Origin of the sequence: Yinghuangia seranimata (assembly GCF_029953285.1) — a bacterium.
GTDB classification, from domain to species: Bacteria; Actinomycetota; Actinomycetes; order Streptomycetales; family Streptomycetaceae; genus Yinghuangia; species Yinghuangia seranimata.
Window position 1 is genome coordinate 44,085 of record NZ_JASAOI010000014.1, and the last position, 18,808, is coordinate 62,892.

General features: G+C 73.9%; 17 protein-coding genes and 1 riboswitch. Of the genes, 12 read left to right on the plus strand and 5 right to left on the minus strand.

All coding sequences use genetic code 11. The annotated features are described in order from the left end of the window. Positions 1-219: 219 nt before the first annotated feature. The gene (rpe, locus tag QI554_RS09870) at positions 220-906 is read right to left on the minus strand and encodes a ribulose-phosphate 3-epimerase (protein WP_281468185.1); all 687 of its coding nucleotides are present in this window, start codon (positions 904-906) and stop codon (positions 220-222) included. A 193-nt stretch (positions 907-1,099) separates the two neighbouring features. Further along, positions 1,100-1,245, plus strand: a riboswitch (FMN riboswitch). A 178-nt stretch (positions 1,246-1,423) separates the two neighbouring features. Between rpe and ribD the strand changes: the two genes are divergently transcribed. From ribD to QI554_RS09910, 8 genes are all read left to right on the plus strand, one after another. After that, the gene (ribD, locus tag QI554_RS09875) at positions 1,424-2,662 is read left to right on the plus strand and encodes a bifunctional diaminohydroxyphosphoribosylaminopyrimidine deaminase/5-amino-6-(5-phosphoribosylamino)uracil reductase RibD (RefSeq protein ID WP_281468703.1); all 1,239 of its coding nucleotides are present in this window, start codon (positions 1,424-1,426) and stop codon (positions 2,660-2,662) included. Position 2,663: 1 nt separating this feature from the next. Next, positions 2,664-3,305, plus strand: coding sequence for a riboflavin synthase (locus QI554_RS09880; RefSeq protein ID WP_281468188.1), 642 nt, complete (start codon positions 2,664-2,666; stop codon positions 3,303-3,305). Then, the gene (locus tag QI554_RS09885; RefSeq protein WP_281468190.1) at positions 3,302-4,015 is read left to right on the plus strand and encodes a nicotinamide mononucleotide transporter family protein; all 714 of its coding nucleotides are present in this window, start codon (positions 3,302-3,304) and stop codon (positions 4,013-4,015) included. The genes QI554_RS09880 and QI554_RS09885 overlap by 4 nt, the downstream gene beginning before the upstream one ends. After that, complete coding sequence (locus QI554_RS09890) at positions 4,012-5,307, plus strand: bifunctional 3,4-dihydroxy-2-butanone-4-phosphate synthase/GTP cyclohydrolase II (RefSeq protein ID WP_425527948.1); 1,296 nt, start codon at positions 4,012-4,014, stop codon at positions 5,305-5,307. Before QI554_RS09885 ends, QI554_RS09890 begins: the two co-directional genes overlap by 4 nt. Positions 5,308-5,393: 86 nt before the next feature. Next, positions 5,394-5,897 (plus strand): 6,7-dimethyl-8-ribityllumazine synthase, encoded by a 504-nt coding sequence (gene ribH / locus QI554_RS09895; RefSeq protein ID WP_281468192.1) that lies wholly within the window; start codon positions 5,394-5,396, stop codon positions 5,895-5,897. Between the two features lie 100 nt (positions 5,898-5,997). After that, on the plus strand, positions 5,998-6,261 hold the full coding sequence (locus QI554_RS09900) for a phosphoribosyl-ATP diphosphatase (RefSeq protein ID WP_281468194.1): 264 nt from the start codon (positions 5,998-6,000) through the stop codon (positions 6,259-6,261). A gap of 102 nt (positions 6,262-6,363) precedes the next feature. Beyond that, the gene (gene hisG, locus QI554_RS09905) at positions 6,364-7,212 is read left to right on the plus strand and encodes an ATP phosphoribosyltransferase (RefSeq protein WP_281468707.1); all 849 of its coding nucleotides are present in this window, start codon (positions 6,364-6,366) and stop codon (positions 7,210-7,212) included. A gap of 50 nt (positions 7,213-7,262) precedes the next feature. After that, a complete protein-coding gene (locus QI554_RS09910; RefSeq protein WP_281468196.1) occupies positions 7,263-7,745 on the plus strand; it encodes a PH domain-containing protein in 483 nt (160 codons plus the stop codon). A gap of 138 nt (positions 7,746-7,883) precedes the next feature. Here the strand turns inward: QI554_RS09910 and QI554_RS09915 are convergent, their stop codons facing one another. Together QI554_RS09915 and QI554_RS09920 are read right to left on the minus strand one after the other, a co-directional pair. Further along, entirely contained in the window at positions 7,884-9,086 is a 1,203-nt protein-coding gene (locus QI554_RS09915; RefSeq protein WP_281468198.1) for a winged helix DNA-binding domain-containing protein, read from the minus strand. Between the two features lie 419 nt (positions 9,087-9,505). Then, entirely contained in the window at positions 9,506-11,467 is a 1,962-nt protein-coding gene (locus QI554_RS09920) for an AAA family ATPase (RefSeq protein ID WP_281468200.1), read from the minus strand. Positions 11,468-12,911: 1,444 nt separating this feature from the next. Here QI554_RS09920 and QI554_RS09925 point away from each other — a divergent pair. Continuing rightward, entirely contained in the window at positions 12,912-13,850 is a 939-nt protein-coding gene (locus QI554_RS09925) for a PucR family transcriptional regulator (RefSeq protein WP_281468202.1), read from the plus strand. 7 nt (positions 13,851-13,857) lie between these two features. Here QI554_RS09925 and QI554_RS09930 read toward each other — a convergent pair whose 3' ends face one another. Further along, positions 13,858-14,172 carry a cupin domain-containing protein gene (locus QI554_RS09930; RefSeq protein WP_281468204.1) on the minus strand — a complete coding sequence of 105 codons (315 nt, stop codon included), beginning with the start codon at positions 14,170-14,172 and terminating at the stop codon, positions 13,858-13,860. Between the two features lie 199 nt (positions 14,173-14,371). Here QI554_RS09930 and QI554_RS09935 point away from each other — a divergent pair, with 199 nt between their 5' ends. Continuing rightward, positions 14,372-15,505 carry a CaiB/BaiF CoA transferase family protein gene (locus QI554_RS09935; RefSeq protein WP_281468206.1) on the plus strand — a complete coding sequence of 378 codons (1,134 nt, stop codon included), beginning with the start codon at positions 14,372-14,374 and terminating at the stop codon, positions 15,503-15,505. A gap of 77 nt (positions 15,506-15,582) precedes the next feature. On the opposite strand, the gene QI554_RS09940 is transcribed toward QI554_RS09935, so the two are convergent. Further along, on the minus strand, positions 15,583-16,407 hold the full coding sequence (locus QI554_RS09940) for a protein-glutamine glutaminase family protein (protein WP_281468208.1): 825 nt from the start codon (positions 16,405-16,407) through the stop codon (positions 15,583-15,585). A gap of 168 nt (positions 16,408-16,575) precedes the next feature. On the opposite strand from QI554_RS09940, the gene QI554_RS09945 reads away from it, so the two are divergent. Beyond that, on the plus strand, positions 16,576-17,166 hold the full coding sequence (locus QI554_RS09945; RefSeq protein WP_281468210.1) for a TetR/AcrR family transcriptional regulator: 591 nt from the start codon (positions 16,576-16,578) through the stop codon (positions 17,164-17,166). Between the two features lie 141 nt (positions 17,167-17,307). Continuing rightward, a complete protein-coding gene (locus tag QI554_RS09950; protein WP_281468212.1) occupies positions 17,308-18,747 on the plus strand; it encodes an MFS transporter in 1,440 nt (479 codons plus the stop codon). The last annotated feature ends 61 nt before the right edge of the window (positions 18,748-18,808 follow it).

Here is an 18,808-nt window from a genome sequence, read left to right on the forward strand (position 1 = left end):
CGCGACGTCCAAACCGTCAAAGCCGGACGCCGGGCGCATGGGCGGCCGGCGGCGTCGTGGCCGGGATCCGCGACAACCGGTCCGGAAACCGGTCCCGGAACGCGACGCGGCGCCGCCCGGAAGGGACGGCGCCGCGGGAGGGTGCGGGTGGGGACGGGGGTTACGCGCAGTACTGCACGAGGGTGCGCGAAGGGGTGTGGCCGGGAGCGGTCGGCGCGGTCAGTGCGCGCAGGCCCAAGGGGCCTTCGTCGTGGCGTCGGCCGCCAGCGCGCGCAGCTTCTCGACCGCGGCGCCCGGGTCGCGGCCGTCGTAGACCGCGGAGCCCGCGACGAAGACGTCCGCGCCGGCCTCGGCGCAGCGCTCGATGGTCTCGGCGGAGACCCCGCCGTCGACCTGGAGCCACAGGTCCAGGCCGTGCTTGCCGATGAGCTCCCGCGTGCGGCGGATCTTCGGAAGCATGATGTCGAGGAACTTCTGGCCGCCGAAGCCCGGTTCGACCGTCATGACGAGCAGCATGTCGAGCTCGGGGAGCAGGTCCTCGTACGGCTCGATCGGGGTGGCCGGCTTCAGCGCCATCGACGCGCGGGCGCCCGCGGCGCGGATGCTGCGCGCAAGGCGCACCGGCGCGGCCGCCGCCTCGACGTGGAAGGTGACGCTGCCCGCGCCCGCCTCCGCGTAGGCCGGCGCCCAGCGGTCCGGGTCCTCGATCATCAGGTGCGCGTCGACGGGGGTGCCGGACGCCTTCATGATCGCCTCGACCACCGGGAGGCCCAGGGTCAGGTTGGGGACGAAGTGGTTGTCCATCACGTCGACGTGGAGCCAGTCGGCGTTGGCGACCTTGGCGGTCTCGTCGGCGAGACGCGCGAAGTCCGCGGAAAGGATGCTGGGGTTGATCTGCACGGCCATAAGGACAGGGTGCCATCCCCCACCGGGACGGCCGGAATCGGCCTGGCGCAGCCCGGGACCGACCGGTCGGTTAACTGACGATGCGTCAGGTATCGGTCCGGTCGCGCACTGTGCGCGTGATGGAACACACAGAACACGCGAGGTCAAGGGCGCGGGCGGTCGTGGCACACTTCGAGGTGTACGAATGTCACGTACGCGCGCTCCGGGGTCGGTGAAAATCCGAACCGGCGGTAAAAGTCCGCGAACCGGCCGATGTTCTCCGTCCTGGAGACGTCGACCGGCCGAACCGGTGGAATTCCGGTGCCGACGGTGAAAGTCCGGATGGGAGGCAGCGCGCGGCGGCGTCCTTCGGCGTACCGGCATACCCTCCGGTCCGCGCGAGGCCATGCCGTCCTGCCTTCCCGCGGCCTGCCCGCACCCCGCCCCGGTCCACGCGACGTTGCCATTGCGGCGTCGACACGGAGGAGACCGGGTGTCCGGCGAGGCGGCCCCTGCGGGGCTCGAAGCGGAACCGCTGATGCGGCGCGCCGTCGCGCTCGCCGCGCGCGGTCTGGGCACCACCAGCCCGAACCCGACGGTCGGCTGCGTCGTCCTCGACGCGCACGGCGAGCTCGTCGGCGAGGGCTTCCACGAGGTCGCGGGCGGACCGCACGCCGAGATCGGCGCGCTGCGGCAGGCCGGCGAGCGGGCCCGCGGCGGCACCGCCTACGTCACCCTCGAACCCTGCAACCACACCGGCCGCACCGGCCCCTGCTCGCAGGCCCTGATCGACGCCGGGATCGCCCGCGTCGTCTACGCCGTCTCCGACCCGAACCCGCAGGCCGCGGGCGGTGCCGAGACGCTGCGCGCCGCGGGCGTCGCGGTCGAGGGCGGCCTGCTCGAGGCCGAGGCCGCGCGCGGCAACGAGGCCTGGCTGACCGCCACCCGCCTCGGCCGCCCCTTCACCACCTGGAAGTACGCCGCGACCCTCGACGGCCGCAGCGCCGCCGAGGACGGCACCAGCCGGTGGATCACCTCGGCCGCGTCCCGCGCCGACGTGCACCGGATCCGCGCCGAGGTCGACGCGGTGGTGGCCGGCTCCGGGACGCTGCGCGCCGACGACCCGCACCTGGCCGTCCGGCTGCCGGAGGCGCGGACCGCGTCGGCCGCGAGCGGCCTCGCGGTCGCGCCCGCCGCCGACGAGGCCGGCGGCGCGGGCACGCAGGACGCGCCCGGCACCGACGCCGGTCGGCCGGCGCGGCAGCCGCTGCGCGTCGTGCTCGACACCCGCGGGACGATCTCCGCTTCGGCTCGGGTGCTCGACGACGCCGCGCCGACCCTGGTCGCCGTGGCGGACGACCTCGACGACGCCACCGCCGCCGCGCTCGCCGCGCGGATCGCCGGCCGCGCCGAGGTCCTCCCGCTGCCGCGCGCCGCCGACGGCGCCGGCCTCGACCTGCACGCGCTCAACAAGGCGCTGTACGCGCGCGGCGTCCGCTCGGTGCTGCTCGAGGGCGGCCCGACGCTGGCCGGCGCGTACGCCGCCGAGGGCCTGGTCGACAAGGTCGTCGGCTACCTGGCCCCCGCCCTGCTCGGCGCCGGCCCCGCGGCCCTGGGGCCCGCCGGAATCACCACCATCGCGCAGGCGTTGCGGCTGCACGTCGACGAGGTCGCGGCAGGCGACCGGTTCGGCGGCGACATCCGCGTGACCGCGTACCCGACAGCCAACACCCCCGCTCGGCCGCAGACCGCGGACCACCCCGCGAAGGAGATCTAGCGTGTTCACCGGAATCGTGGAGGAGCTCGGCGAGATCGTCTCCGTCGAGCAGCTCGGGGACTCCGCCCGACTGACCGTACGCGGACCCGTCGTCACCGCCGGCGCGCGGCACGGCGACTCCATCGCGGTCAACGGCGTGTGTCTGACCGTCGTCGACGAGAAGATCGACCCGGCCGACCCGGTGTTCACCGCGGACGTCATGGCCGAGACGCTGATCCGTTCCAGCCTCGGCGCGCTGGAGCCCGGCTCGCGGGTCAACCTCGAGCGCCCCATGGAGCTCGGCGGCCGGCTCGGCGGCCACCTCGTGCAGGGCCACGTCGACGGCATGGGCGAGATCCTCGACCGCACGCCGGGCGAGCACTGGGAGGTCGTGAAGGTCTCGCTGCCCGCCGCGCTGGCCCGCTACGTCGTCGACAAGGGCTCGATCACGGTCGACGGCATCAGCCTCACCGTCGTCGAGGCCGCCGCCGACTGGTTCACCGTCAGCCTCATCCCGACCACCCTCGCGCTGACCACGCTCGGCGTGAAGCGCGTCGGCGACAAGGTCAACCTCGAGGTCGACGTCATCGCCAAGTACGTTGAGCGGCTGCACGCCTACGGGGACAACGGCGCGGCGGACCCGGTCAGAGGGGACCGGCCGTGAGTACCTGGGACGCCGCGATGCAGTGGCTGCGCGACCCCGCGTTCACCGTCTTCGGGCAGAGCGTGGTGCGCGGCGACCTGCTGGGCAACGTCTTCGCGCTGGCCACCGTCGGCCTGGCGCTGCGCCGCACGATCTGGGCGTGGCCGGTGCAGATCACCGGGTCGCTGCTGCTGATGTCGGTGTACTGGTCGTACCAGCTCGGCGGCAGCTTCTCGCGGCAGATCCTCATCATCGCGATGGCGACCTACGGCTGGGCGCGCTGGTCGCGAGGCAAGCGCGAGACCGGCGACATCGCGGTGCGGTTCGCCACCGGGCGGGAGCGCACGGCGCTGCTGGCCGCGCTCGGGCTCGGCACCGCGGCGTTCGCGCTGATGCTCGCCCAGTGGGGCGAGGTGTGGGACCACCGCTGGTGGATGATCGCCGCCGACGCGTACATCTTCGTCGGCACCGCGGTCGCCACGGTCGCGCAGGCGCGCGGCCTGGTGGAGTTCTGGGCGGTGTGGATCGCCGTCGACCTGGTCGGCGTCCCGCTGACCTTCTACAACGGGCTGGTCTTCTCCGGCCTGGTGTACGGGATCTTCCTGGTCATGGTGCTGGCCGGGCTGCGCGACTGGTGGCAGCGTTCCACCGCCGCGCGGGCCGTCGCACCGGGGGCAGGGGCACAGGAAACGACCGCCGGAGTGCGGCACTTGGAAGGGGCACGGGCGTGACCGACATCAACACCACCGCGGAGGCGACCGCGGCCGACGTCGACCTGACGCTCGACTCGATCGAGGACGCCGTCAAGGCGATCGCCGACGGCCAGGTCATCGTGGTCGTCGACGACGAGGACCGCGAGAACGAGGGCGACCTCGTCTTCGCCGCCTCGCTCGCCACCCCCGAGCTCATGGGCTTCATGATCCGCTACAGCTCCGGCGTGGTGTGCGTGCCCATGACCGGCGAGGACCTCGACCGGCTCAAGCTGCCGCCGATGACGCAGGTCAACGAGGACGCGAAGGGCACCGCGTACACCGTCTCTGTCGACGCCAAGGACGGGATACACACGGGCATCTCGGCCGCCGACCGCACCCGCACCGTGCGGCTGCTCTCGGACGCCGAGACCACCGCGGACCAGCTGAGCCGGCCCGGCCACACCTTCCCGCTGCGCGCGGTCGAGGGCGGCGTGCTGGTGCGCCCCGGCCACACCGAGGCGGCCGTCGACCTGGCGCGCCTCGCCGGGCTGCCGCCGGCCGGCGTGATCTGCGAGGTCGTCCACGACGACGGCTCGATGATGCGCCTGCCCTCGCTGGTGCCGTTCGCCCGCGAGCACGGCCTGAAGATCGTCTCGATCGCCGACCTGATCGCCTACCGGCGGCGCACCGAGCAGACCGTGGAGCGCGCCGCCGAGACCCGGCTGCCCACCGCGCACGGCACCTTCCGCGCCATCGGCTACCGCAGCACGCTCGACGGCGTCGAGCACATCGCGCTGGTGACCGGCGAGATCGGCGCCGGCGAGGACGTCCTGGTGCGCGTGCACTCCGAGTGCCTGACCGGCGACGTGTTCGGCTCGCTGCGCTGCGACTGCGGCCCGCAGCTGGCCGCCGCGCTCGAGACGGTCGCCGAGCACGGCCGCGGCGTCGTGCTCTACATGCGCGGCCACGAGGGCCGAGGCATCGGCCTGCTGCACAAGCTCCAGGCGTACCAGCTCCAGGACGACGGCCACGACACGGTCGACGCCAACCTCGAGCTCGGCCTGCCCGCCGACGCCCGCGACTACGGCACCGGCGCGCAGATCCTCGCCGACCTCGGTGTGCGGTCGATGCGGCTGCTGACCAACAACCCGGCCAAGCGCGCGGGTCTGGAAGGCTATGGCCTGGAGATCCTCGAGCGGGTGCCGCTGCCGGTGCACGCGACCGAGGACAACCTGCGCTACCTGCTGACCAAGCGCGACCGGATGGGGCACGACCTGCCGTGGCTCGAGCCGCTGGAGCCCGCCGACATCACGCCGCACGGGGTCAGCTGAACCCCGGCCGCGCCGCCGCGTGCGGTCCCGGCCGTTCCCAGTTGTTCGTCGTTCCGGCCCTTGAAGAAACAGGACACCAAACGATCATGAGTGGTCACGGAGCCCCCGAGCTCACCGTCGAAGGCGCGCAGGGACTTCGCGTCGGCGTCGTCGCCGCGCTGTGGCACACCCCCGTCATGGACGGCCTCGTCGCCGGCACCCTCACGGCGCTCGAGGAGCTCGGCATCACCGAGCCCACCGTGGTCCGGGTGCCGGGCGCGTTCGAACTGCCGGTCGTCGCCAAGGCCCTCGCCGACGCCGGCCACGACGCGGTCGTCGCCCTCGGCGTCGTCATCCGCGGCGGCACCCCGCACTTCGAGTACGTCTGCTCGGCGGCCACCGACGGCCTGACCCGGGTCGCGCTCGACACCGGCGTCCCCGTCGGCTTCGGCGTCCTGACCTGCGACACCGAGCAGCAGGCGCTCGAGCGCGCCGGCGTCGAGGGGTCCAAGGAGGACAAGGGCGCCGAGGCCGCCACCGCGGCGGTCGCCACCGCGCTCGCGTTGCGTACAGTGGCCGAGCCGAAGCGCCGACGCGCGACGGGCTTCTAGCGGGTGGGCGGCGCCGTCCCGGGGCCGCCCGCCGCAGCAGTCGCCACCGCGTCCGCCACCGCTGTCCGCCACCAGAAACAGTGAGAAGTCGATCCAATCGATGAAGACGTTCGAAGAGCTCTTCGCAGAGCTCCAGGAGAAAGCCGCGTCCGGCCAGACCGGGTCGCGAACCGTCGAACTCGTGCGGCAGGGCCCGCACGCGATCGGCAAGAAGGTCGTCGAGGAGGCCGCCGAAGTGTGGATGGCCGCCGAGTACGAGGGCGCCGACCGCTGCGCCGAGGAGATCTCCCAGCTCCTCTACCACCTCCAGGTGATGATGGTCGCTCGCGGCATCACCCTTGAGGACGTATACGCTCACCTGTGACATCGTCAGAGTCCCCCGGCTCCGCACCCGCGACCGCGCCTGCCCGCGTGGCCGCGCAGGGGATCCGGAGCCGGGGACTCGCCCGTGGAGAAGGGTCCTCTCATGCTGCGCATCGCCGTCCCGAACAAGGGTTCGCTCTCGGAGCCTGCGTCGGCGATGCTCCATGAGGCCGGCTACCGGCAGCGGAGCAACAGCAAGGAACTGGTGCTCGTCGACCCGGACAACAACGTCGAGTTCTTCTTCCTGCGCCCGCGCGACATCGCCGTCTACGTCGGTTCGGGCCGCCTCGACGCCGGCATCACCGGCCGCGACCTGCTCCTCGACTCCGGCGCCGACGCCGAGGAGGTCCTGGAGCTGGGCCTGGCCCGCGCCACCTTCCGGTGGGCCGCGCCGGTCGGCCGGTTCAGCACCGTCAAGGAGCTCGCCGGCACCCGCATCGCGTCGTCGTACGTCGGCCTGGTCGAGCGCTACCTCGCCGAACAGGGCGTCGAGGCGGAGTCCGTCGTCAAGCTCGACGGCGCCGTCGAGACCGCCATCCAGCTCGGTGTCGCCGACGTCATCGCGGACGTCGTCGAGACCGGCACCACGCTGCGCCAGGCCGGCCTGGAGATCTTCGGCGAGCCGATCCTCGAGTCCGAGGCGGTGCTCATCCGCCGCACCGGCTCCGAGCCGTCCCGCGAGGTCGAGCAGCTGGTCCGCCGCCTGCAGGGCGTCCTGGTCGCCCGCCGCTACGTGATGATGGACTACGACATCCGCGTCGAGCGGGTCGAGCAGGCCGTCGCGCTCACCCCGGGCCTGGAGTCGCCGACCGTCTCCCCGCTGCACAACGAGGGCTGGGTCGCGGTCCGCTCGATGGTCCCGCGGCGCGACGCGCAGCGCATCATGGACGACCTGTGGGAGATCGGCGCGCGCGCCATCCTCGTCACCGGCATCCACGCCTGCCGCCTCTGACCCGTCGTCACGTACCCGCACGACCGAGGGAACCGATGGAGCAGCACGCCGTGAGCAGCACCCAGCCCGCGCCCGACCGCGACCTGGTCGCGCTGCCGCGCACCTGGTACCCGTCCGGAAGCCGCCTCATAACGCGGGTCGTCGGCGCGGGGATCCTGGCCGGTCTCACCGTGCTCGCCGTCGTACTGCCGGAGGACGGCGGCTGGGGCCTCGGGTCCCGGGCCGGCGTCGTCGCGACCGGCGTGCTCGCGTTCGGCTTCCTGCTGGTGCTCGGCCGGCCCAAGGTCGTCGCGCACGAGCGCGGGCTGACCGTCGTCAACATGCTGCACACGCACGAACTCGCCTGGGCGCAGATCGTGAACGTGCGCCTTCGGCAGGGCGACCCGTGGGTGTTCCTGGACCTGTCGGACGGCGAGTCGCTCGCCGCGCTCGGCATCCAGACCTCCAACGGGCGCGGCAAGGCGATCGCGGCCGCCGGCGAACTGCGGGACCTCGTCACCCGGTTCGGCGGGGTCGAGCCGACCCGGGACTGACCGGGCCGCGCACCGCGCGCGAGGTATCGAAAGAGGGACGTCCACCCGTGTGGGCGTCCCTCTTTCGGTTGGATTCCGGGGCGCGGCCGCGGGCGCCTCGGCGCCTTTGCGGCGCTCGCGCGGCGCGTTGGGGGGCGCTCAGGCGGTCAGTTCCTTGTCGATCGGCGTCCGGAAACGCGGCGTGACCCGCACCGGGCCGATCCACTCCTCCAGGCGCGCCGCCTCGGCCGCGGCCGCCTTCTCCGCGGCGCCGCCCACGTCCTCGAACAGCCGCCACACCACGGCCCCGTCCGCGCGCTGCGCCCACCCGCCGACGATCCGGCCCTGCCACCACACGCTCGGCCCGATGTTGCCCGACCGGTCGAACAGCGGTGCGCGGTGCGGCTCGTCGAGATACCAGGCGCGCTGCTGCCAGCCCATCGGCGTCGGATCCAGCGCAGGGAGCAGCACGGCCCGCTCCGACTCGCCGGCCCGCGCGGGGACCGGGTCGACGTCCTCGGGCAGGACGTAGCCGGTCTCCTTGGCGCCCGTACCGCCGTCGACGGTGACCGTGACCGCGCCGAGGGCGGCCAGCGCGGCGCGGACCTGCGTGAGCGTCCAGCCCGTCCACCACTTGAGGTCGGCCTCGGTGCCGGGGCCGAACGCGGCCAGCCACGCGCGCAGGAGGTCGGTGCGGGCGGTCACGGGGGCGACCTCCGGGTGCGGCGTCGCCGACGACCAGCGGTACTGACTGCTGGTCCAGCCGCCCTTCGGGCGGCCGCGCGCGATCCGGCCGTCCATCGCCAGGTTCCGCAGCACGCGCATGCCCGCCGCCTGCGGGGTCTCCCACTTGGTGCCCACCGCGTACACGAGCGTCTCGCGCAACCGCGGCTCCAGCGCCGAGAGTTCCGCGCCGGTCGCCTCGGGCAGGCCGGCCAGGTGGCGCACCACCGACTCCTCGACCTCCGCCAGCCACACCGGGTCCAGGGTGCCGTCGCCCTGGCCCAGCTTGAGCATGTCCTTGCGGGCCCGCGCCGCGGTCGCGGCCGTCGTCGCGTACTGCACCGTCGCGGCGAGGGCGTCCGGGACGACGAAGACCGTCGCGCGCATGCCGGACATGCGCACCAGTGTGCGGTCCTCGTACAGCGCCCGCTCGACATCGGCCGCGGGGACCGTCGAACGGGCGGCGACGGACAGGAACACCGATGCCGGGTCCGTCGAATGCAGCGCCACCAGCGCGCCGGCCACCGCCTCCGGCGAGGTCGCTGCGGCCGCGCCCGACATGAGGTGGCGGCTCAGCAACCGGGCACGGCGCTCGGCGACGCCGATGTGCCTGACGGGGGCGGACGAGGCGGGAGGCATGCGGCTTCCTTAGCGGGACACGGACGGACGACGCCGGACTGCGGGCGCGCCGACGGGCTCCGTGCAGCCTGTCACGCCGTGCCGACAGACGAGCGGTGCGACACCGGGTGGTGGCCGGGACGTCGCGGCTGCGGCCAGGGGTTCGGCGGTGACGACCCCGCCCGAGGGCGTATGGGCGGCGCGTGTGACGGACGCAGGGGAGGCGCACGGGGCACTTGCGCACGTGCGAGCGTGGACGGTTCGCTCGCCCGCAAGCCCGCAAGCCCGCAAGCCCGCAAGCCCGCAAGCCCGCAAGCCCGCAAGCCCGCAAGCCCGCAAGCCCGCAAGCCCGCAAGCCCGCAAGCCCGCAAGCCCGCAAGCCCGCAAGCCCGCAAGCCCGTCTGCGCGTCTGCGCGTCTGCGAGCCTGGGGGCGCGCGGACTACGAACGCCCGCCCGCTGTTTCGCCGTACGCCTGGAGGAGGTCCGGCAGTCGCAGCGTGGTCAGTTCCTCGCGGTCCGGGTCGCCCTGCTGGTTGACCAGGCGCAGGTCGCGGTACGCGCAGGCCTTCTCGTACAGCGTGCGCACGAACCGGGCGTTGCCCAACTCGTCGATCCAGCCCTGCTCGCAGACGTGCCCGGTGATGCCGAGCAGTTCGGCCGTGCAGTCCTCGTCCCAGATGTCGCCGCCCGCGCCCGCGAAGTGCGCGGCGATGCGCGCCAGATCGGCCGCGTCGTAGCTCGGGAACTCGACGCGGGTGGTGAACCGCGAGGTGAGGCCCGGGTTGGAGGACAGCAGCCGGTCCATGCCCTCCGGGTAGCCCGCCAGGATGATCACCAGTCGGTCGCGGTCGTCCTCGGCGCGCTTGAGCAGCACCTGCAACGCCTCGTCGCCGTACGCATCGCCCTTCGCGTAGCCCGCGCCCGCCAGGCCGTACGCCTCGTCGACGAACAGCACGCCGCCCAGCGCGGAGTCGATCAGCTCGCCGGTCTTCACCGCGGTCTGCCCCAGGTACTCGCCCACCAGGTCGGGCCGCTGCGCCTCGACCAGGCGGTCCGACTCCAGCAGGCCCAGCGCGTGGAACACCCGTCCGATCAGCCGTGCCACCGTCGTCTTGCCGGTGCCGGACGGGCCGGAGAACACGAAGTGCCGCTTGGGGGAGCCCGCGGGCAGCCCGCGCGCCTCCCGCAGCCGGGCCATCCGCATCTGCGCCGACAGCGCCCGCACCTGCTGCTTGACCGGCTCCAGGCCCACCATGCGGTCGAGTTCGTCGAGTGCGGCGGCCAGGTCCTCGGCGGCCGCGGCGGCACTCGCCCGGGTCCCGCGGCGCGGGGCGGACCCCGACGGGTCGTCCTGCGCGGCGCCCGGATCCGCCTCGGCGGCGGGCAGCGCGGGCTCGAACTCGCCGGTCTCGTCCGCCGCTTCGGGCTCGTCGGAGCTGCCGTCGCCGTTCCCCGGCGGGACGTCGGCCGGTCCGGTCCGCGGCGCGGGCAGCGAGCCGGGCGGCGGGGTGGTCAGCGCGGCGGTCGGCTGCGGCGCGGCCAGGCCCGTCGACGAGTCGGCCACCAGCGCGGGCGGCGACAGGCGGGCGGTCGCGTCGAACGCGTCCAGCGTGATCGTCGACGTGGTGTCGGCGCCGTCCGCGGCCAGCGTGGTCAGCCGGATCGCGGTGTCCATGAACGCGGGGTCGGCCTGGTGCACGGCGCGGTACAGGGGGAGCGCGGCCGGCGCGCGGCCGGTCTCCTCGTACGCCCGCGCCAGCCAGTAGCGCAGCTCCTTGCGCTGCGGGTGCTCCGAACGGCAGCGCGCCAGCGCGGTCGCCAGCACGTGCTCGGCCTTGTCGTACAGCCCCAGCCGCACGCGCGCCATGCCGGCGAACAGGCCGGCCTCCACGCCCAGCAGCGGATCGTCCTCCAACCCGCCGGTGTGCCGCAGCAGTTGCTGCCAGTCCTTGCCCAGGTAGGCGCGGCATGCCAGTAGGAAACGGGTCGCCGGGTCGCTCTCCGGTGGCGGACAGTGTGCGAGCGCGACGTCCAACTCCGGCAGATGGCGGCCGTCGAGCCAGTGCGAGGCGTGCGCGAGCGCGAGGTCACGCGGCGTCTCCAGCACCAGCTGCACCCACCAGCCCAGCCAGTACCAGGAGTTGAGCGGACGGCCGAACTTGGCGCGCTGCTCGCCGAACCGGGCCCGGTGCGCGTGCATCGCCACGACGGCGCCCGCGACGTCCACCTTGAGCGCGTGCAGGCCGAGCCAGGCGTCGGCCATGCCGGGATCGTGTTCGACGGCGCTCCGGAACTCCAGCTCGGCATGGCCGTATTCGCCGGAGACGTACGCGTCCATCCCGCGTAGCCAGGCGTGTTCCGCGATACTCCCGCCGCCCGCGCCCCGCTCGCTGTGCGCCATCTGGCTCCCTCCCCCGACCCTCCCGCGCCGCCCCCGGGCGCCGCCGCCCCCGGTGGACGAAACGGGTCGACCGTGACCGGACGTGTCGTGCCCGTGTCGTCCGTGGTTGATCCCGTTGCTGCTTTCCGGCGCCCGTACTGGTCGTGTGCCGTTCGTTGCGTTCCTCAGGCGGTCCCCACCAGGCCGCCCGACCAGGTGTTCCCCTTGACGTTCCTGCCCCATACGGGCCGGTCGCAGTCCATGAACGGAACGACCGCCGGGGTTGCCCGTATTCGCTGCGATCTGCGGTGCCGGGCGCGGACGAGCCACCGGACATGCCGTCACCCAAGGTGCCCGGGCCGCCACAGAACCGCACTCGCATGGTACCCACGACGGGGCGGCTTGACCGGACTACTGGGCGCTCGGGCGCTTCGGGTTGACCGCGATCGGGCGAGCGTGCGCGCCGGGCGCACTCCGGTGGCGCGCTGCCTGCGCGCTCCCGGGAGAGCTGACGTGGGTGTGTTCGCGCCGATACGGTCGGTACATGGGCATCGGCGACGAAGGGGTATCCGCGGTGGACGCTGGCGCGGTCCCGGCCGGCCGGGGTGCCCGCCCGGAGCCCGGCACGGCCCCCGGGCGGGCGTCCGAGGTGTGCGGAATGGTCGGTTCGGGTGGTTCCGGCGGTGCGGTCGGAACGATCGGCACGTCAGGAAAGGCGGCGGGCGCGGTGGCGAAGGCGGCCAAGTCGGGAACGCCCGCGACCCCGGACGGTCCGAGCCCCACCCCCGACCCCAGACGCTACGTCACAGGCACAACCCGGGAAACAGCCCGCCCCCTCCCGGTCCCCAGCCGCGTCAGAGGCGGCACGGCAGCCGCGACCGAACCGCGGAACGCGCCCGCGGTAACCGTGCCGGCCTCCGACGAACGGACCACTCCCGACCCGACCCGGTGGGCTGACGGCCAGGCGGGCGAGGCGGCGACGCGTGAGGCTGCGACCGACCAGGTCCCGACCGGAGGACCGGGACAGGCGACGACTGGCGAAGTCGTGGCCGACGCCGGGCAAAGCGAGCTGGACACCGTCGGCGATGCGGAAGGCGCGGGAGATGAGCCCGGGCGCGGCCCGCGCGGCCGATCGGGTCGTTCGGCGCGGCACGACGGCTCGGTCGGGTCGGGGGCGCCACAACTGCGCGGGGGAACCGCGGGTTGGGGCGAGGACCTGGACGGCCCGTCCCGGGATGCCGACCTCGCCGTCGGCGCTCCGCGCGACGGTGGCGAACTCGCTGCCGGTGGTTCGCGGGGCGGTGAGGGGGCTGGGGGCGGCGGTGCGCGGGTGCCTTTGCCTCGGGATGGGGTCGGCGGCGGCGGGGGGTCGTCGGTGGGGGAGTTCGGGGCGGGGGCTGGGGTCGAGGTGGAGTTGTCGGGGGAGATGGCGTTTGCGGGGCCGGGTGGCTCGCAAGGGGGCGGCGTGCCGGGGACCTGGGTGTCTCATGGGGCGTCGGAGCTCGGGTATTCGCGGGTGGCTTTGCCGTTCGCGGCCGAGGCGCTTGTGCTGGCCGGGCGGATCGCGCATGCGGCGGCGGAGGCCGGGGCGTTCGCCGGGGAGCTCAAATACCGGGCCGATCTCTTACGGGACCTCTTGACCGGGCGGCTCGTCGACGCGGAGCGGTTGCCGGGCGGTGGCGTCGGGGCGCTGCTGCATCGCACCGTGGCTGTTGTCGTCGCGGAGCCGGATCCCATGCCGGGGGACAGCGCGGCGACGCTGCGGCGGCATCAGGACGCGTTGACGGCGGCGTGGACGGCCGCGGTGCGGCAGGCCGATGCCGAGGCGGTGGTGGCCGGGTATCCCGGGGAGATCGTCGCGTTGGTGCCGATCCCGTCGGGCCCCGGGGCCGGCGGGGTCGGGCGGGAGGCGGCGGAGCGGGTGCGGGCGGCCTGTGCGCGGATCCCGCGCAGCTTCACGACCGGGATCAGCCGTGCCGTGCGCGGGATCGCCGAGTTGCCGACGGGCTACGAGCAGGCGCGGCGCGCGGTCGAGGCCGGCCGCCGCCTGCAGGGCCCCGGGGCGGTGACCGACTTCGACCGGCTGGGTGTCTTCCGCCTGCTGTCGCTGCTGCCGCCGGACGGTGAGCTGGAGCGGTTCGCCGCCGAGGTGCTGGGCCCGCTCGCCGAGCCGGAGGACGCCGAGGCCGCGGACCTGCGGCGCACTCTCCAGGTGCTGTTGGAGACGAACCTGAACGTCGCGGAGACGTCCCGTCGGCTGTACGTGCACTACAACACGCTGCGCTACCGGATCGGCAAACTCGAGCGCCTGGTGGGCCCGTTCACCCAGGACTCCCGGCTGCGCCTGGACCTGCTGATCGCGTTGGAGATCCTGCACCTGGCGGACACCGCGCCGCCGGTCTGACCGTGTGTCAGGCGGCGTCCGGCGGGTTGAGGTTGACCAGGAACAGCGTGCCGTGGCTGCCCGGTCGGATGCTGTGTACCGCGTGTCCGGGCACGATCAGGAGCTCGCCGGGCCCGACGGACACGTCCTCGCCGTCCACGGTCATCTCAAGGCGCCCGTCCACGACGAGCAGCGCCTCGGGGTCGGCGTGCACGTCGTCGCCGACCGGCAGTTCGTCCATGCGCATGATCTTGAGGTAGGTCGCGCCTATGCGGCCGACGGCGTACGACGTCCAGGTGGTGGTGAGCTCGGCGGTTTCGTCGCGGAGTGCGATGTGCTGCACGGCATGCCTTTCCCCGCGTGCGGCGCTTCGAGGGCGCGAAGTACCGCACGCTGTGCGTTGTTTGGATGTCGTCGACGCTATCCGGGTGCCGGTTCCCGTTGGGCGACCGTTTGGCAAAGGCTCGGATCCCGTCGTGCCAGGTCACGGCCGTGTGCTTGACTTTGTCAGCAAAGATCGCCGGAACGAGAGAGGGACGCGAATGGGCGCGCTGTCGGGCATCAAGGTCGTCGAGCTCGCGGGCATCGGGCCCGGGCCGTTCGTGGGCATGATGCTCGCGGACGCCGGCGCCGACATCATCCGCGTCGACCGCCTCGGCGCCGGCGGCATGCCGCACATGGCGGTGGGCCGCGGCCGGCTCGGCGGGCTCGAGGTCGACCTGAAGAACCCCGCCGGCACCGAGACGGTGCTGCGCCTCGTCGAGGCCGCCGACGTGCTCGTCGAGGGGTTCCGCCCGGGCGTCACCGAGCGCCTCGGCCTGGGCCCCGACGTGTGCCTCGCCCGCAACCCGCGCCTGGTGTACGCGCGCATGACCGGCTGGGGCCAGGACGGCCCGCTCGCGCAGCGCGCCGGCCACGACATCAACTACATCTCGGTCTCCGGAGCGCTGCACTCCTTCGCCCGCGCGGGCGAACGCCCGGTCCCGCCGCTCAACCTCGTCGGCGACTACGGCGGCGGCGCCATGTTCTGCGCGTTCGGCATCCTCGCCGCGCTCGTCGAGGCGCAGCGGTCGGGCACCGGCCAGGTCGTCGACGCCGCGATGACCGACGGCTCGGCGGCGCTGTCCGCGTTCATCCACGGCATGCGCGGCATCGGCGGCTGGTCGGACGAGGTCGGCACCAACCTGCTCGACACCGGGGCCCCGTTCTACGACGTCTACACCGCCGCCGACGGCGGGCACGTCGCGGTCGGCTGCATCGAACCGCAGTTCTACGCCCAGTTCCTGGCCGGCCTCGGCATCGCCGACGAGGACCTGCCCGGACAGATGGACCGCGCCGGCTGGCCGGTGCTGCGCGCCCGCTTCGCCGAGGTCATCGCGAGCCGGCCGCGCGACGCGTGGACCGAGGTGTTCCAGGACACCGACGCGTGCGTCACCCCCGTCCTGGACTGGAACGAGGCGGCCGCGCACCCGCACAACGTGGCGCGCGGAACGTACGTCACCCCGGACGGGACCGTGCAGCCCGAGGCCGCGCCGCGGCTGAGCCGCACCCCGTCGAAGGCGGCCGGCGCGCCGGGCACGCTCACGCCCGAACTGCTCGCCGGCTGGGGTCTGGACGCCGGCGAGGTCGCCAAGCTGCGCGACGAGGGCGTGCTCGGCGGCCTCGCGGAGGCCTGAGCAGCGGCTCCACGTGCACCGGGCGCGGCCGGGCACCGGATCGAGGCGACTGCCCGACCGGTGCCCGGCCCCCGGGGTCACCGCATGCAGCGGTCCATCTCGCGGCGCAGGTTCATGTCGATGAACATGTACGTCGCAGGATCGAACGCCTGGTTGCCGTAGTTCGGCCTGCCCAGCAGCTCCCACGGCTGGGTCAGGTGGAACACCGGCGTGTTGGCCGCCCCCTTCGCCGCCACCTGCCACACGAGGAGCGGCATCGGGCCGCGCGGCGACAACAGCGGGTCGAAGACGAACAGGCCGTCGGTGCAGTCGATGACCGGGGCGACGTGGTGGCCCCAGTTGTCCGGCGGATGCAGGACGTTGGCCTGGGCGACCACCCAGGCCTTCTCCAGGTAGCGGCGCGCGCAGTCCGCGTTCCGCAGTTGGATTTCCTCGCAGATCACATGCGCGAGGTACTCGCAGCCGTCGCCCGTGTTGCGCTGCGGGACCTTGACGGCCAGACACACCGCGTCCCACAGGACCCGGCGCTCCGCCGCGTCCGGCTGTTTCGCGGCCGGGCCCTCCAACTGGTCGCGCCAGAGCCTGACTTTGGGGATCAGGTCGGGTACGAGCGTCGGCTGCTTCTTCAGCCAGGTCAGCACGCTCTGCGCGCAGCCCACGCTCGTGATCCAGTGCGGCGCGCTCGGCGCGAGCATCTCCAGTGCGGTGCGGCGGAACTGGAGCTCGTCCTGGTCCTCCCAGTCGCCCCCCATGCTGAGGTCGTCGTCCCGCTCGCGGATGCTCCACAGCTCCTCGAGCCTGTGGAGCGACAGCCGGCTGATCTGGTCCTCGGTCAGCGGATAGTCGCGCGGCAGCGGCGGGTCGTCGTCCTCGCTGTCGTCGCGAAATCGGTCGCGCTGCATAGCGCACCCCCCAAACGGCGGGGACCCCCGCCCCGCCCCGAACAAGCCTAGGAGGGTGGGGAGTTGGCCGACAGCGGTTCGCCGGAATCGACGCCGATCGTCTCCTGTGAGCGGTCCGGGCGGATAATCCCCTGGTCACTGTACCGTCCGGACGGTACAGTCCGTCATATGAAGCGCGACCTCCTCCTCGACGCCGCCGAGCAACTGCTCGCCGAGCACGGCACGACGGCCCTGACGCTGGCCGCCGTCGCCGCGCGCGCAGGCGTCAGCAAGGGCGGTCTGCTCTACCACTTCGGCACCAAGGAAGCGCTGGTCAACGCGCTGGTCGAACGGCTCATCGCGGAGTTCGACCAGGCCGTCGAGGCGCGCCTGTCCGCCGAGGGCGGCGGGTACACGCGCGCGTACGTCGAGACCACGTTCGAGATCGTGACCGACCGCGACCCGGCCCGGGCCCGCCGCCGCTGGGCGGTCGTCGCGGCCGCCGCCACCGCGTCCGACCTCGCCGAACCGCTGCGCGCCGCCACCCGGCGCTGGCACCGCGCCGACGCGGCCGCCGACGACCCCGTGACCGCCCGCATCGTCCGCCTCGCGGTGGACGGGCTGTGGGAGGCCATGGAGTACGACCCGGAGCTGTTCGACGCCGACGAGTGCGACGAACTGCGCCGACGCCTGCTCGCGCTCCTGGACGGGCCCGAGGCGCCGCGGCGCCGACTGCGGGCCGTGCCGCGCGACGGCATCCCCCTCAACGCGCAGAGCTGACCGGCGGCCGGTGCGCCGGCCCAGCCCGTCCCCGGATCGGTGCGCGCGTCCCGCGTTGCGCCGATCCGTCCCGCCGTGCGTTCGGCGGGCACCGCCTCCTGCGATTCCCCCTCAACACGTCCCTTGGAAGGGGCAACTCCGATGGCAGCCGGACAGGCTTCCGACGCGGCACCGACGACCGTGACCGACCTCGCGACCGAGCCCGCGACCGAGCCCCCGACCGACGTCGCACGCGGCTCCGCGACCGATCCCGCGACCGACGCCGCAGGCGACGCTGCGACCGACCCCGGCTCCGAACCCGCGTCGGCCACCGCGTCCTCGACCGCGCGGGCCTCCGCGACCGACGGCCTGACCGAGGCCCGCCTGCGGCGCGCCCGGCTCGGCATCGCCGGGACCTTCGCACTCGCCGGCGCCCTGTGCGCGGTGTGGACCGTGCGGGTGCCCGCCCTCAAGGACAAGCTCGGCGTCAGCGACGGCCAACTCGGCCTGGTCGTGCTGGCGTTCGGTATCGGCGGCATCGTCTCGATGTCGCTCATGGGACGCCTCGTCGCGCGCCACGGAAGCCGCCGCCTGCTGCGCGCGACCGTGCCGCTGTGCGTGCTCGCCGTCGCGGGCATCGGCCTGTCGCCGAACCTGGCCGCGATCATCGGCGCGGGCCTCGCGTTCGGCCTGGTGTTCGGCGTCACCGAGGTCGCCATGAACACGCAGGCCTCGCTGCTCGAACAGCGGTACGGCCGCTCGCTCATGGCCGGCATGCACGCCGGCTGGAGCATCGGTGCCGTCACCGGCGGCCTGTTCGGCGCGCTCGCCGCGCGCTGCGGGCTGGGCTTCACCCCGTCGGTCGTGATCGCCGCCGCGCTCGGCGCCCCGGCCGCGGTCTGGCTGCGCGGAACGTACCTGCCGGACGCGCCCGCTGGGCGGGGCGAGGCCGCGGCGTCCGGCGGTGCGGGAGCGGACGGCGCAGGCCGCGCGTCCGGCGGGATGCGGCTGCCGTGGGCCGTCTACGTCGCCGGCGCGATCATCTTCTGCGCGTTCATGGTCGAGGGCGCCGTCGCCGACTGGAGCGGGCTCTACCTGCGCGACACCCTCGGCTCGCCGGAGGCCGTCGCCGCGCTCGCCTACCCGCTGTACGAGGCCGCGATGGCGACCGGCCGGCTCACCGGCGACCGCGTCACCAACCGGCTCGGCGCGCGTGCCGTGCTGATCATGTCCGGCGCCGCGACGGCGTGCGGCCTGACGATCGCACTCCTGGCCGGCGGGACCGCGCTGGGCCTGGTCGGGTTCTTCGTCGTCGGCGTCGGCGTGTGCCTCGTCGTGCCGGTCGCGTTCTCCGTCGGCGGCGCGCTCGGCGGTGCGGGCGACCCCGCCCGTGCCGGTACGGCGATCGCCCGCATCGGCGCCATGGGTTACACCGGGCTGCTGCTCGGCCCGGTGCTGATCGGGTTCGTCGCGGACGCGTCCACGCTGCGCATCGGGCTCACCGTCACGGTGGCGCTGTCCCTCGCGATCGCGGCCGGCGCCCGACTCCTGCCGGGCGGACGGCACTTGGGGAAGGACGCCGCCGCCGCGTCCCGCGGCTGAAGCCTGCTGCTGGTAGGGCTGCTGCGGGTACGGCTGCTGCCCCAGGATGCCCAGGGGCTGC